The following is a 12,115-nucleotide window of genomic DNA, read 5'->3' as shown; positions in this document are numbered from 1 at the left end:
GCACCGCCCCGGCCCCCCGTTCCCTGAACGGTCCCCATCGTTCAGGCCCCCGTGGGTGCCGCCCACGCACCCTGGTCGCCGCTGAACCCCTGCGGCGGTACGGGCGGAACCTGCTCGCGCTCCATGATTCCCCGGCGCCGGATCTTGTTCAGGACCCAGACATTGCCGAGGTGCATGACCCCCAGCACGAGCAGCACCACCCCGAGCTTCACCGACAGCGCCTCGAAGATCCCCCGCGCGTCGGTGATCAGGTCGTCCGCGTTCAGATAGAGCGCGACGAACCCGAGATTGACGAGATAGAAGCCCACGACGAGCAGATGGTTCACGGCGTCTGCGAGCTTCTCGTTCCCCTTCAGTACGTCGCTGAGGAAGATCCGCCCGTTGCGGTTGAGCGTGCGGGCTACCCAGACGGTCAGCCCGATGCTGATGGCCAGGTACACGACGTAAGCGACGACTGTGAGGTCCATGATCCCTCGATCCCCTGTGATTTCCGGGCGCACGCAGACCGTGGCCCGAAGGCCCCGAACGCTTCCTTGAACGCGTTCAAAACCTTGTGGGCATGACTGTAGCGCTGGTTTTGAACATGTTCAAGGCGGGATCGCGGACGTGCGGAAGGAACCCTTCTCCCGCCAACCGGCGTCCCCGGCACGGGACATGCGGCGCTACAGGGGAGGCGGCACATGGCAGCCGACAATGGGCACGGCCGGAGTGCGCGGTCAGGTACCGCCTCTGTGTGGTGGGCGCTGCTGCCCTCCGCGGTCCTCGTCCTGACCGGCCTCGCGGTCTTTCTGCCCGTACCCGGCGACTGGAGCGAGGGCTTCGGTACGGCCCAGTGGTACGCGCGCGTCTTCGCGGCGGCGGCCGCGGCTCTGCTGCTCCTGCACCTCGGCTCGCCGTCCGGTGCCCGTGCGGCCGGGCTCTGCGCGGCGATCGGCACGGTCTTCGGCTTCCTCGAGTACGTGGACGACGAGGCGTCGGGCCGCGCCCCCGCCCCGCTCGCCGCCTGCCTGTGCTGCCTGGCCGCCGCACTGCTGTGCCTGGCGCTCCTGCGGCGCCGGAGCCCGTGGCTGCGGTTCGACGGGCCACGGTCCGCCCTGCGCCGCCGTGTCCGCCTGCTCGGCGCGATGCTGGTCGTGGGTGTGGCGGCCGGCGGCCTTGTCGGTGCGGGGGCGCTGAAGCTCGCGTACGAGCTGCGCACCGAGTACGGCCCGGAGCCGCCGCGTACGGAGTCCGGGACCGTGCCGGACGACCGGCGGGACGACGGCGCCCACGAGGGGCGCGAAGCGTGGCCGCAGGCGCTGGGACGGCAGGCCTGGCAGGGGGACTTCGACAGTCCAGCAGGGCTCGGTGTCTGCGCCAACGGCGAGATCATGAACGCGCCCGAGCAGCGCTTCCGCGGCACGCTGGTCGCCGTGGACGGCGCGGGCGCCGGGTCGGCCGTCGTCGGGTGGGACGCCGCAACCGGCGCGCCGCGCTGGCGGTTCACCGTGCACGACCCGTCCGGTGTGGAGCGGGTCGCGGTCAGTGAGGGCTGTGCGGTCATGGTGATCCACGGCGGGTGGCTGTCGGTCATCGACGCGTACGACGGGTCCGTGCGCGGACGTTCGCAGCTGCCCGGCCTGCGGATGCACAGCGAGCGGGCCCTCTGGAGGTTCATCACGCGCACCCTGGACGAGGGCGACCCACCGCGCCTGGTGACCGTTCCCGAGGCCGAACTCACGTATCTGAGCAGCCCGGAGTTCGGTGTGGTCGCCGTCGACCACGAGAGCGGGGGACTCGTGGCGGGTTCCGACACCCGGGGGAGCGGCTGCCGGTATCTCGTGGACCACAGTTCGCCCCGCGATACCGGGAAGCTGGTCATCGGCAACTGCGCCGAGGGGAAACTGAGCGTGATCGACCTGGCCACGCCCGGCTTCCTGGGCGCGGACGGTTCGCGACCGCTCTACACCCGGAGCGAGGTGACGGTCCCGCCGCCTCTGGGCTGTGAAGCCTTCTCGCCGGATTCCCGTCTCGGCGTCGACGTCGAGGCGGCGAGCATGCTGACGGCGACCGGGACCTGCGGGGCGGACCGCCTGTGGGTGGGTCACGTCGAGCTCCGGTACGGCCGACGGGAGCCCGTTGTCTGGACCGAACTGCCCGGCGTGGGCGCCAGGGTGCGCGTGCGGCCGGTGGCCGGCCTCGACCGGAGTTCCCTGCTGCCCGCACCGGACGGCATCACCGTCGTCGAGAGGGACGGTGACGCGCTGCGGCACGGCACGCTGAGGCTCGGCAAGGGCGAGATCGCCGAGGTGATCGAGGTGGACTCGGCGCATCCGGGCGCGCATGAGTCGCAGCTTCTGGTGCAGACGACCTCGGGCCGCATCCACTTCCTGTACCAGAACTACGAGGAGGGGGCGGACGGACTCCACCGGAAGGGCTCATCGGACGCCGCCCGCGAACCCTGCGCCGGCACCCGGGACCTGCTCGTCGACCGCGCCTCGGGCACCGTCCTCGCCACATGCACGACCGCGGGAGGCGGCACCCGGGTCACCGCCCTGCGCGACTAGGGCCTGTCTTGTGGATCAGGCCCTGGCGGACGATCGGCCGGGCAGTCCCTGAGCGCCGCTCGGACCCCGCCGGGCAGCCCCTGAGCGCCGCTCAGACCCGCCCAAGACCCGGCCGCTTCGAGTAGTCCGTGAAGCCGACGACGTTCCCCCAGGGATCGGCCAGTTCGACCGTCCAGCCCGTCGACACCGAGAACGGCGGATCGGGTACGAGACCTGCCGAGGTCAGCTCCACGGCGGCCTTACGGGCGTCCGGGACCTCCAGCCAGACCCGCGCCGTCCAGTCGCCGGCCGGCCGGTGCGCGAGGCCGTCCTCCTGGCGGAGGAGCAGACCGGGCGTCTCCTCGCCGACCTTGAGCCCGGCGATCCCGGCCTCGTCGAGGCGGAAGGCGAGCGGGAAACCGGCCCGTTCGTAGAAGTCCACGGCCTCGGCGATGTCGCCGACGGGGAAGAGGACGTTGTCGAAGCCGAGCAAGTCGAGTGACATACCGTCAGATTAAGCACATGGGCCCCGTTTCCAGCGGAAACGGGGCCCATGACTGCGTACGGCGAAGGAACTCAGAAGCGACGCGTGATCAGCGCGCGCTTCACTTCCTGGATCGCCTTGGTGACCTCGATGCCACGCGGGCAGGCGTCCGTGCAGTTGAACGTGGTGCGGCAACGCCACACGCCGTCACGGTCGTTGAGGATCTCCAGGCGCTGCTCACCGGCCTCGTCGCGCGAGTCGAAGATGAAGCGGTGCGCGTTGACGATCGCGGCCGGACCGAAGTACTGCCCGTCGTTCCAGAACACGGGGCAGGACGACGTGCACGCGGCGCACAGGATGCACTTGGTGGTGTCGTCGAAGCGCTCGCGGTCCTCGGGGGACTGCAGGCGCTCGCGGGTCGGCTCGTTGCCCTCGGTGATGAGGAACGGCATGACGTCGCGGTACGCCTGGAAGAACGGCTCCATGTCGACCACGAGGTCCTTGAGCACGGTGAGGCCCTTGATGGGCTCGACCGTGATCGGCTTCTCGGGGTTGATGTCCTTGATCAGCGTCTTGCAGGCGAGCCTGTTCTTGCCGTTGATCCGCATCGCGTCCGAGCCGCAGATGCCGTGCGCGCACGAGCGGCGGAAGGTCAGCGAGCCGTCGAGGTCCCACTTGATCTTGTGCAGACCGTCGAGCACACGCTCCTTCGGATCGATGTCGATCCGGAAGTCCTCCCAGATCGCCTCGTCCGAGATCTCGGGGTTGAAGCGCCGGATGCGGAAGGTGACCGTGATGTACGGCGACGCTGCGGACTCGGCCTCGACCTTGTCCAGTACGGGAGTTGCCATCAGTACTTACGCTCCATCGGCTGGTAGCGGGTCGTGACGACCGGCTTGTAGTCGAGGCGGACGGAATCGGAGCCGTCGTCGCCGACCTCACGGTACGCCATGGTGTGGCGCATGAAGTTGACGTCGTCGCGGTTGGGGTAGTCCTCGCGGTAGTGACCGCCGCGGGACTCCTTGCGCGCGAGCGCGGAGACCGCCATGACCTCGGCCAGGTCGAGCAGGTTGCCCAGCTCGATGGCCTCCAGGAGGTCGGTGTTGAAGCGCTTGCCCTTGTCCTGGATCGACACGTTCTTGTAGCGGGCCCGCAGTTCGGCGATCTTCTCGACGGCCGACTTGATGGTCTGCTCCGTACGGAACACCATCACGTTGGCGTCCATCGTCTCCTGCAGCTCCTTGCGGATGTCCGCCACGCGCTCGTTGCCCGTGGAGTTCCGCAGCCGCTCGACCTGCTCGACGACCAGCTCGGCCGGGTTCTCCGGCAGCTCGACGTAGTCGGCCTTGGCGGAGTACTCGGCGGCGGCGATGCCGGAGCGCTTGCCGAAGACGTTGATGTCGAGCAGCGAGTTGGTGCCCAGGCGGTTGGCGCCGTGCACCGACACACACGCGACCTCACCGGCGGCGTACAGACCCGGTACGACCGTGGAGTTGTCCGCGAGGACCTCACCCTGGACGTTGGTCGGGATGCCGCCCATCGCGTAGTGCGCCGTCGGCTGGATCGGGATCGGGTCCGTGTAGGGCTCGATGCCGAGGTACGTACGCGCGAACTCGGTGATGTCCGGGAGCTTCGCGTCCAGCTGCTCCGGCGGCAGGTGCGTGAGGTCGAGGTAGACGTGGTCGCCCTCGGGACCGCAGCCGCGGCCCTCACGGATCTCGGTGTAGATGGAGCGCGAGACGACGTCACGGGACGCGAGGTCCTTCATGACCGGCGCGTACTTCTCCATGAAGCGCTCGCCGTCCTTGTTGCGGAGGATGCCGCCCTCACCGCGGGCGCCCTCCGTGAGAAGGATGCCCATGCGCCAGATGCCGGTCGGGTGGAACTGGAAGAACTCCATGTCCTCCAGCGGGATCCCGCGCCGGTAGCAGGCCGCCTGGCCGTCACCGGTGAGGGTGTGCGCGTTGGAGGTCACCTTGAAGAACTTTCCGGTGCCGCCGGACGCGTAGATCACGGCCTTCGCCTGGAAGACGTGGATCTCGCCGGTGGCCAGCTCGTACGCGACGACGCCGGCGCTCTTCTTGACGCCGTCCTCCTCGACGATGAGCTGGTCGAGGACGTAGAACTCGTTGAAGAACTCCACGCCCTCCTTGATGCAGTTCTGGTACAGCGTCTGGAGGATCATGTGGCCGGTGCGGTCGCCCGAGTAGCACGCACGGCGGACCGGGGCCTCGCCGTGGTTGCGGGAGTGACCGCCGAAGCGCCGCTGGTCGATCTCACCCTTGGGCGTACGGCCGAACGGCAGGCCCATCTTCTCCAGGTCGAGGACCGCGTCGATGGCCTCCTTCGCCAGGATCTCGGCGGCGTCCTGGTCGACCAGGTAGTCGCCGCCCTTGATCGTGTCGAAGGTGTGCCACTCCCAGTTGTCCTCCTCCACGTTGGCGAGCGCGGCGGCCATGCCGCCCTGCGCCGCACCGGTGTGGGAGCGGGTCGGGTAGAGCTTCGTGAGCACCGCGGTACGGGAGCGCTTGGTCGACTCGATGGCCGCGCGCATGCCCGCGCCGCCGGCGCCGACGATGACGGTGTCGTACTTGTGGATCTTCATGAGTCGTTACCCCGGGCCTAGCGGATGTTCGGGTCGAAGGTGAAGATCACCAGCGTGCCCAGAAGGACGGTGAACACCGTGGCGGTGTAGAGCAGCATCTTCAGCCAGAAGCGCGTGTTGTCCCGCTCGGCGTAGTCGTTGATGATCGTGCGCAGGCCGTTGGCGCCGTGCAGCATCGCCAGCCAGAGCATGATCAGGTCCCACGCCTGCCAGAACGGCGAGGCCCAGCGGCCGGCCACGAAGGCGAAGCCGATCTTGGACACACCGCCGTCGAGCACCAGCTGGATCAGCAGGTGGCCGAGGACCAGGACGACCAGGACGATGCCGGACAGGCGCATGAACAGCCAGCCGTACATCTCGAAGTTGCCGCGGGTGGCCTTGGGCGTCTTCTTGGTGCGCTTGCGCGGGGCCTCGATGACGGGCGCGGGGTGGTCCACGTCGTAGAGCGTCACGCCTTCGACATCGCCGATGGCGGTGGCGTCGGTGGCTTCCTTGTTGAGAGACATCGGCGTCAGCTCCCGAAGACTTCGCGTACGGCGTGGCCGAGCACCGGGTAAAGGGCACCCACCATCAGCACGATCCAGATGCCCATCACGGTCCAGAGCATCTGCTTCTGGTAGCGCGGGCCCTTCGACCAGAAGTCGACGGCGACGATGCGCAGACCGTTGAGCGCGTGGAACAGGATGGCCGCGACCAGTCCGTATTCGAGCAGCGCCACGATCGGCGTCTTGTAGGTGGCCACGACATCGTCATACGCCTCGGGGGAGACGCGGACGAGAGCGGTGTCGAGGACGTGTACGAACAGGAAGAAGAAGATGAGGACGCCGGTGACTCGATGAGCCACCCAGGACCACATTCCTTCCCGGCCGCGGTACAGCGTTCCAGCCGGCACGGAAGAACCCTCCGGGAGCGGGGATAGGGGTCGGCCGGCTTCTCTGTCGGTCGGACCCGGCCGGGTACGGTCCACCGGCCGCTCGTCATCGTATCGACCAGATGTCGGTATGCCCGCAGGGGGTCAATAGGTGTGATCAAACAGGCACGTACGGGCTATCAGGCGGGTCGGATTCAGGAGAATTACGCATACGTCAGTACGTACAGCGCATCCGTGATCCGCTCGCGCGCGAGCCGGCGCAGCTGCTCGGCGGCCACGGTCCGTTCCTCGTCCGGGTCGTGCGCCAGGCGTGTGCGCAGACTCGCGAGGACCTGGTCGAGATGCTCGTCGTCGTGGAACGCGTCGAGGCTGAGCAGGAAGGCATGACCGAATTTCGCCTCGTACGCGGCGTGCGCGGCGCGCAGGGCGGTGAGCGCGGACTGCGGCGTGTCGCCGGGCGCGGGGTACTCGTCCTGCTCGGCGGCGAGCGCCTCGTGCAGCTCCGCGGGCGTGAGGTCGTAGCTCGCCTCGTCGGCCGCGGCGAGCAGCGCGTCCAGGTCCGGGTACGGCCGGTGCTCGACGAGGCGCCGCGCCCAGCGCTCGCTCGCGCAGCAGTCGAGAAGGAACGCACGGGCGTCGTCGGCCGGTGCGGTGTTGAAGTGGTCGAGCCCCGCGTGCATGGTGCCGGTGGCGTCCGTCTGCGCTTGTTTCGGTATGGCGAGGGCAGGCGGTGCGATGGGGTACGGGCTGGGCGAAGGCAGCGTGCGCTCCTCGGAAGCGGCCATGCGGCCAGTGGGCATCGGCAGGGGGGCTGCGGGGATGCCGTAACGCTATCTAGGGCTGATGGGAGTTGTACGACGGATGCGCGAATTTCACCCGGACGGGAGAGTTTGGGAACGAGAGGTGGACGGTCGGGGTGTATTCGGAGCGATCGGTTCCCCGCGCATGGGAGGTTTCTGACGTGATGCCGACCCTTTCGCGATCTTTGTCCCCCCTGTGCGCTCCCCGGGAGGTACGGCGGTGAGCCGGCGCCCGCTCCTTGCCGCCGCCTCACTTGTGGCCGGGGCCGCCGCCGTACTGACCGTGACCCTGTGGCCGGACGGCACTCCCACGGGCGGCACGCCTTCCGTGAGCGACCGCACCGACGACCGCTCGCCCGCCTCGTCCGCGCCGGCCTACCCGCTCTCCAAGGCGCCGCTGACCATCCCCGCCGTCCGCGAGCACGAGGCGGCACGCGGGCCCGGCTGGCATCCCGACCGGGGCGCGCAGGTGATCGTCCCCGAGGAGTCCGCGGGTGAGCTGGCCGACGAGGGCCGGCTGATCGCGGACGAACTCGGACTCGAGTATGCCGAGGGCGCCGAGCCCGGCAAGGGCGATGTGGAACTCGCGCTGGTCGCGGGCGACGCGAACCCCGAGGCGTACACGATGAGCGTCAGCGACGAGCGGGTCCGTATCTCCGCGACGGGCGAGCCGGGGGTCTTCTACGGCACGCGCACCCTCAAGCAGATCGTGCGCCATGACGGCACCGCGCCCGAGGGCGTCATCCGGGACGCGCCCGCGAAGCCGCAGCGCGGTTTCATGCTCGACATCGCGCGCAAGCACTTCACGGCCGGCTGGATCGAGGACCGGGTCCGTGAGCTCGCGGACCTCAAGTACAACCAGCTGGGCCTGCACTTCTCCGACGACCAGGCGTTCCGTATCGAGTCCTCCTCGCACCCCGAGGTGGTCTCCGTGCAGCATCTGAAGAAGTCCGAGGTGAAGCGGATCATCGCGCTCGCGCGCAGTCTCCACATCGAGGTCATCCCGGAGATCGACTCGCCGGGGCACCTGGGCGCGGTGATGGCGGCGCACCCCTCCTTGCAGCTGCGGGACGCGCGGGGAGTGCCGTCGCGCGGTGCGATCGACATTTCCAAGCCGGGGTCCGCGAAGATCGTCGACGAGCTCCTGCGTGAGTACGCGGGGCTCTTCCCCGGCACGTACTGGCATCTGGGCGCGGACGAGTACCGCGCGCTGATGGTCGCGAACCCCGAGGCCTCGTATCCGCAGCTGGCCGCCGCGGCCCGCGCGAAGTTCGGGCCGAACGCGAAGGTGCAGGACCTCACCACGGGCTGGCTGAACGACCGGGCGAAGGTGATCCGGGGCGAGGACGAGAAGCCGAAGGTCTGGAACGACGGGCTGTTCCGCGGCGGTGTGGTGCAGGCCGACAAGGACCTCGAGGTCGAGTACTGGACCGGCAAGGAGCTGCGCGCCCGCGAGCCGGTCGAGTATCTGAAGGCCGGGCGCAAGCTGGTGAACCTCAACGACGAGTACCTCTACTACGTGCTCGGCGAGCCCAACACGTTCAAGTACCCGACCGGCGAGCGGATCTACAAGGAGTGGAACCCGCTGGTGGTACGCGGCTCCAAGCCGGTCCCGGCCGCGTACGGCGACCAGATCCTGGGTGCGCGGTTCGCGGTCTGGTGCGACTTCGCGAGCGCCCAGACCCAGGACCAGGTGGCGGCGGGCATCCGGATGCCGCTGCGGGCGACGGCTCAGCGGGTATGGGATGAGCGCCAACCCGCGCTGCCGTGGGGGAAGTTCGTGGGCCTGGCGCAGAAGGTGGGCTGAGCTGCACTTTTCGGGCTGGACAGGCGGACTGTCCGCCACATAGGTTCCGCGTGCCGCGGGCGCCCTTGGGGAGAGGGTGCCGCGGCGCGCGTTTCTGTTTTCTGTGAACTGTGGGGGTTCGTATGTCCGGTATGCCCGATGATGATTCTGTTGTTCCGTCATATCCCATCGCGCCAACCGCGTTTCTGCGATCACCTGTGGGCCTCTCCCGGGCAGTGATCGTGCTGCTCGGTGTGGTGATCGCTGCCGATCTTTTCTCGCTCTGGGCGGGCTTCAGCCTGTACGGGCTGGTCGACTCAGTGGACTCGAACGCGGTCAACGACGCCTACGACCTGTATGCGCTCTCCGCGTCCCCACAGTTCACCGCGCTGGTCGTGACCGGCGTGGTCTTCATCATCTGGTTCCGCCGGGTACGGATCAATGCCGAGGTCTTTGCGCCCGAGTACCACCGCCTCAGGCGTGGCTGGGCGGTGTGGGGCTGGCTCTGCCCGGTGGTCAATTTCTGGTTTCCGCGCCGCGTGGCTCTCGACACGTGGAATGCGAGCGAACTGGCCGACGCGAAGGCGCGCGGCACCGGCATCGTCAACGCCTGGTGGACGGCATGGCTGGCCGGCTGGTTCTGCAACGAGATTGCGGGACGCATGTATGCGCGGGCCGACGGGGTGGACGTGGCAGAGATGAGGACCGCCCTGCAGGTCATGACCGTGTCCGATGTGCTGGACATCGCGGGGGCCGTCCTGGCGATGCTGTTCGTGTACCGCCTCACCTGCATGCAGAAGGAGAAGGCCCTCGCGGGTCCGACCACACCCCCGTTCGTGCCGAACCTGCCCGCTCTGTAAGCGGCTTACGGCGCCGGCCGACGTGCCCCGCAAGTCCCCAGGCTGCACCAGCGGCGGCGGCCGGACTCGTCGAGGAAGAGCCAGCCGCAGTCCTTGCCCGGGCAGACGCGCAGGGTGTGGACGCGGGGGGACGCGAGGAGGCCGGCCGCGCTGTGGGCCGCGGCGAGCAGGGGCAGGCGCAGGCCCGTGGCCGGGCTGACGGTCCAGCGGGCGAGGCCGTCGGGGCCGCGGGTGAACTCGGCGTGGGCGGCGGCCTCTTCGGCCGCCGCCGCGACCGTCTTGAAGGCATGGGCGTCCTCGCGGTCCGTGCAGCAGGCGTACAGCGCGGTGCGCAGGGCGCGGGCCTCGGTGAGGGCGGCGTCGGCGGGGCCCGGGTTCCTGTCCGCTTCCGCCAGGAGGCGGTCGACGGTCCGGTCGTCGGCGAGACCGAGGTGCCCGGCCCAGACGGCGAGCGACGCGTAGCGGGCGAGCCAGTCGGCGCCGGGGAGCGAAGGGCTGCCCCAACCCGCGTACGTATTGCAGAACTCCAGCGCGGGATGGCCGCTGGTGTTCCAGGGCAGCCAGACATCGCGGACGCGGACGGCGTAGACGGGGCCCGGGGGACGGTCGAGGCGCGGGTCGCCGGCCAGAATGCGGCGGTGCAACTCCCGCAGGCCCGGGCCGGGTTCGAGACCAAGCTCGTCGACCAGCGCGGTGCGCGTGTCCCGGTAGAGATCGAGCGCCTCGGCGGGGCGGCCGCTGCGGTACAGCGCGGTCATCTGGGCGGCGACCAGGCGCTCGCGCGGCGGTCGGCCGCGTAGCTCGGGGAGCAGATCGGCCACCACACGGTGGTGTTTGCCCATGGCGAGCAGGTCCTCGGCCCGCCGTTCCAGGGCGGTGAGCCGCTGCTGCGCCAGTACGCCGCCGAGGCGGGCGCGCAGGGGTTCGTCGGCGAGACCGTCGAGGAGCGGGCCGCGCCACAGGCAGAGGGCCTGGTCGTGGAGCTCGACGCGGTGGGCCGGGTCGCCCGCCTCGGCCGCCCTGCGTGCGAGGTCGGTGAACTCCGCGGTGTCGACGCGGTGTTCGTCGCGCTCGGCCCGGTAACCGTCGTCGTGCGTGGTCAGCCGGAGCTCGTACGGGCCGAGGGCCGCACGCAGCCGGCCGATGTACGTCTGCATCGTGCCGCGCGCGCTGCCGGGCGGCCGTCCCTGCCACAACAGCTCGACCAGCCGGTCGACCGGCACGGTGCGGCCCGCTTCGAGCAGCAGCAGCGCGAGCAGCAGACGCTCCTGGCGGCGCACGCCCGACAGGACGGAACGGCCTTCGTGACGCGCCTCGAACGTACCGAGCAGCTGGAACTCCATGGGGGCGCAGCCTAGGGCGGGTTGGGCCGGTCACGGGTTGGCTGGGGTGGCCGCGGATTGGCTGGGCCACTTGGCCACTCGGTGGGTCGGTCACGGATTGGCTGGGCCACTTGGCCACTGGCTGGGTCGGTCACGGATTGGCTGGGCCACTCGGCCACTGGGTGGGTCGGTCGCGGATTGGCTGGGCCACTCGGCCACGGACTGGCTCAGCCACCCACTGGCTCAGCCACTCGCCCGGCTCAGCCACCCGCCGGCCCAGCCGCGCTGGTCAGCGTTTGGTCAGAGTCGGACGCCAGGCTGAAGGCCCTTGCACCGAACGCCACTTGGAGGCCCCATGCATCTCGCCGCAGCCACCCTGCTCGCCCTCACCGCCGGTGGCGGCTGGGTCCCCGCGCCCTCCGCGCCCTGGGACACGCCCGCCGGTGCCCGCTGCGACTTCGCCGTGCACGGCGAGCCCGTCGTCGACGAGGTGGTCAAGCGGGTCCTCGCCACCCACCCGGACGGCTCCGCCAGGACCGTGGCGTACAAAGGCGATCTTGTCGTGCGGGTCAGCAACACCGGCACCGGCGCCTCGTACGACGCGGACGCGAGCGGCAGCGCGCTGATCACCTACGGCACGGACGGCTCCCAGCACTGGAAGGTCGCGGGCCCCGTCCTCGTCGGCTTCGCGGAGAACGGCGGCACTCTGCCGCGCGGCCTGTACATCGTCGACGGCCTCTACACCCTGGACGTCAGCGCGAGCGGCTACAAGACGCTGAAGATGCAGGGGGGTTCGGTCGACGCGCTGTGTGAGCGGGTCGACTGACGGCCGCTCGGGGTGCGGTGACGGCGAGGGCAGGGG

At 69.7% G+C, this 12,115-nt stretch carries 12 protein-coding genes; 4 read left to right on the top strand and 8 right to left on the bottom strand.

What is annotated here, in order from left to right:
* Positions 1-41: 41 nt before the first annotated feature.
* Positions 42-467, bottom strand: a complete 426-nt coding sequence (locus tag G6045_RS34305) for a hypothetical protein (RefSeq protein WP_165336109.1) — start codon at positions 465-467, stop codon at positions 42-44.
* Positions 468-680: 213 nt separating this feature from the next.
* On the opposite strand from G6045_RS34305, the gene G6045_RS34300 reads away from it, so the two are divergent.
* The gene (locus tag G6045_RS34300; RefSeq protein WP_165336108.1) at positions 681-2,546 is read left to right on the top strand and encodes a PQQ-binding-like beta-propeller repeat protein; all 1,866 of its coding nucleotides are present in this window, start codon (positions 681-683) and stop codon (positions 2,544-2,546) included.
* Positions 2,547-2,637: 91 nt separating this feature from the next.
* On the opposite strand, the gene G6045_RS34295 is transcribed toward G6045_RS34300, so the two are convergent.
* The 6 genes from G6045_RS34295 to G6045_RS34270 all read right to left on the bottom strand — a co-directional run bounded on the left by G6045_RS34295 (position 2,638) and on the right by G6045_RS34270 (position 7,270).
* Complete coding sequence (locus tag G6045_RS34295) at positions 2,638-3,030, bottom strand: VOC family protein (protein WP_165336107.1); 393 nt, start codon at positions 3,028-3,030, stop codon at positions 2,638-2,640.
* Positions 3,031-3,101: 71 nt separating this feature from the next.
* Positions 3,102-3,860, bottom strand: a complete 759-nt coding sequence (locus tag G6045_RS34290) for a succinate dehydrogenase iron-sulfur subunit (RefSeq protein WP_165336106.1) — start codon at positions 3,858-3,860, stop codon at positions 3,102-3,104.
* Positions 3,860-5,614 carry a succinate dehydrogenase flavoprotein subunit gene (gene sdhA / locus G6045_RS34285; RefSeq protein WP_165336105.1) on the bottom strand — a complete coding sequence of 585 codons (1,755 nt, stop codon included), beginning with the start codon at positions 5,612-5,614 and terminating at the stop codon, positions 3,860-3,862. Before sdhA ends, G6045_RS34290 begins: the two co-directional genes overlap by 1 nt.
* A gap of 17 nt (positions 5,615-5,631) precedes the next feature.
* Positions 5,632-6,120 carry a succinate dehydrogenase hydrophobic membrane anchor subunit gene (locus G6045_RS34280; RefSeq protein ID WP_165336104.1) on the bottom strand — a complete coding sequence of 163 codons (489 nt, stop codon included), beginning with the start codon at positions 6,118-6,120 and terminating at the stop codon, positions 5,632-5,634.
* A 5-nt stretch (positions 6,121-6,125) separates the two neighbouring features.
* Entirely contained in the window at positions 6,126-6,506 is a 381-nt protein-coding gene (gene sdhC / locus G6045_RS34275) for a succinate dehydrogenase, cytochrome b556 subunit (protein ID WP_165336103.1), read from the bottom strand.
* A gap of 182 nt (positions 6,507-6,688) precedes the next feature.
* The gene (locus G6045_RS34270) at positions 6,689-7,270 is read right to left on the bottom strand and encodes a 2-oxo-4-hydroxy-4-carboxy-5-ureidoimidazoline decarboxylase (RefSeq protein ID WP_165336102.1); all 582 of its coding nucleotides are present in this window, start codon (positions 7,268-7,270) and stop codon (positions 6,689-6,691) included.
* A gap of 235 nt (positions 7,271-7,505) precedes the next feature.
* Here G6045_RS34270 and G6045_RS34265 point away from each other — a divergent pair, with 235 nt between their 5' ends.
* Together G6045_RS34265 and G6045_RS34260 are read left to right on the top strand one after the other, a co-directional pair.
* Positions 7,506-9,092, top strand: coding sequence for a beta-N-acetylhexosaminidase (locus tag G6045_RS34265; RefSeq protein WP_165336101.1), 1,587 nt, complete (start codon positions 7,506-7,508; stop codon positions 9,090-9,092).
* 122 nt (positions 9,093-9,214) lie between these two features.
* The gene (locus G6045_RS34260) at positions 9,215-9,931 is read left to right on the top strand and encodes a DUF4328 domain-containing protein (RefSeq protein ID WP_165336100.1); all 717 of its coding nucleotides are present in this window, start codon (positions 9,215-9,217) and stop codon (positions 9,929-9,931) included.
* Positions 9,932-9,936: 5 nt separating this feature from the next.
* Here G6045_RS34260 and G6045_RS34255 read toward each other — a convergent pair whose 3' ends face one another.
* On the bottom strand, positions 9,937-11,274 hold the full coding sequence (locus tag G6045_RS34255) for a BTAD domain-containing putative transcriptional regulator (RefSeq protein ID WP_165336099.1): 1,338 nt from the start codon (positions 11,272-11,274) through the stop codon (positions 9,937-9,939).
* Positions 11,275-11,608: 334 nt separating this feature from the next.
* Here G6045_RS34255 and G6045_RS34250 point away from each other — a divergent pair, with 334 nt between their 5' ends.
* Entirely contained in the window at positions 11,609-12,079 is a 471-nt protein-coding gene (locus G6045_RS34250; protein WP_165336098.1) for a hypothetical protein, read from the top strand.
* The last annotated feature ends 36 nt before the right edge of the window (positions 12,080-12,115 follow it).

The organism is Streptomyces mesophilus (assembly GCF_011044995.1).
GTDB lineage: Bacteria > Actinomycetota > Actinomycetes > Streptomycetales > Streptomycetaceae > Streptomyces > Streptomyces mesophilus.
Note: the sequence above shows the minus strand (reverse complement) of the source record. Positions and strands in the feature narration are given on the sequence as shown.

Bases quoted from the DNA above. Each gene is read 5' to 3' on its own strand.
- G6045_RS34255 (WP_165336099.1), bottom strand. From the start codon at position 11,274: ATGGAGTTCCAGCTGCTCGGTACGTTCGAGGCGCGTCACGAAGGCCGT.
- G6045_RS34300 (WP_165336108.1), top strand. From the start codon at position 681: ATGGCAGCCGACAATGGGCACGGCCGGAGTGCGCGGTCAGGTACCGCC.
- G6045_RS34280 (WP_165336104.1), bottom strand. From the start codon at position 6,120: ATGTCTCTCAACAAGGAAGCCACCGACGCCACCGCCATCGGCGATGTC.
- G6045_RS34250 (WP_165336098.1), top strand. From the start codon at position 11,609: ATGCATCTCGCCGCAGCCACCCTGCTCGCCCTCACCGCCGGTGGCGGC.
- G6045_RS34270 (WP_165336102.1), bottom strand. From the start codon at position 7,270: ATGGCCGCTTCCGAGGAGCGCACGCTGCCTTCGCCCAGCCCGTACCCC.
- sdhA (WP_165336105.1), bottom strand. From the start codon at position 5,614: ATGAAGATCCACAAGTACGACACCGTCATCGTCGGCGCCGGCGGCGCG.
- G6045_RS34260 (WP_165336100.1), top strand. From the start codon at position 9,215: ATGTCCGGTATGCCCGATGATGATTCTGTTGTTCCGTCATATCCCATC.
- G6045_RS34290 (WP_165336106.1), bottom strand. From the start codon at position 3,860: ATGGCAACTCCCGTACTGGACAAGGTCGAGGCCGAGTCCGCAGCGTCG.
- G6045_RS34295 (WP_165336107.1), bottom strand. From the start codon at position 3,030: ATGTCACTCGACTTGCTCGGCTTCGACAACGTCCTCTTCCCCGTCGGC.
- G6045_RS34305 (WP_165336109.1), bottom strand. From the start codon at position 467: ATGGACCTCACAGTCGTCGCTTACGTCGTGTACCTGGCCATCAGCATC.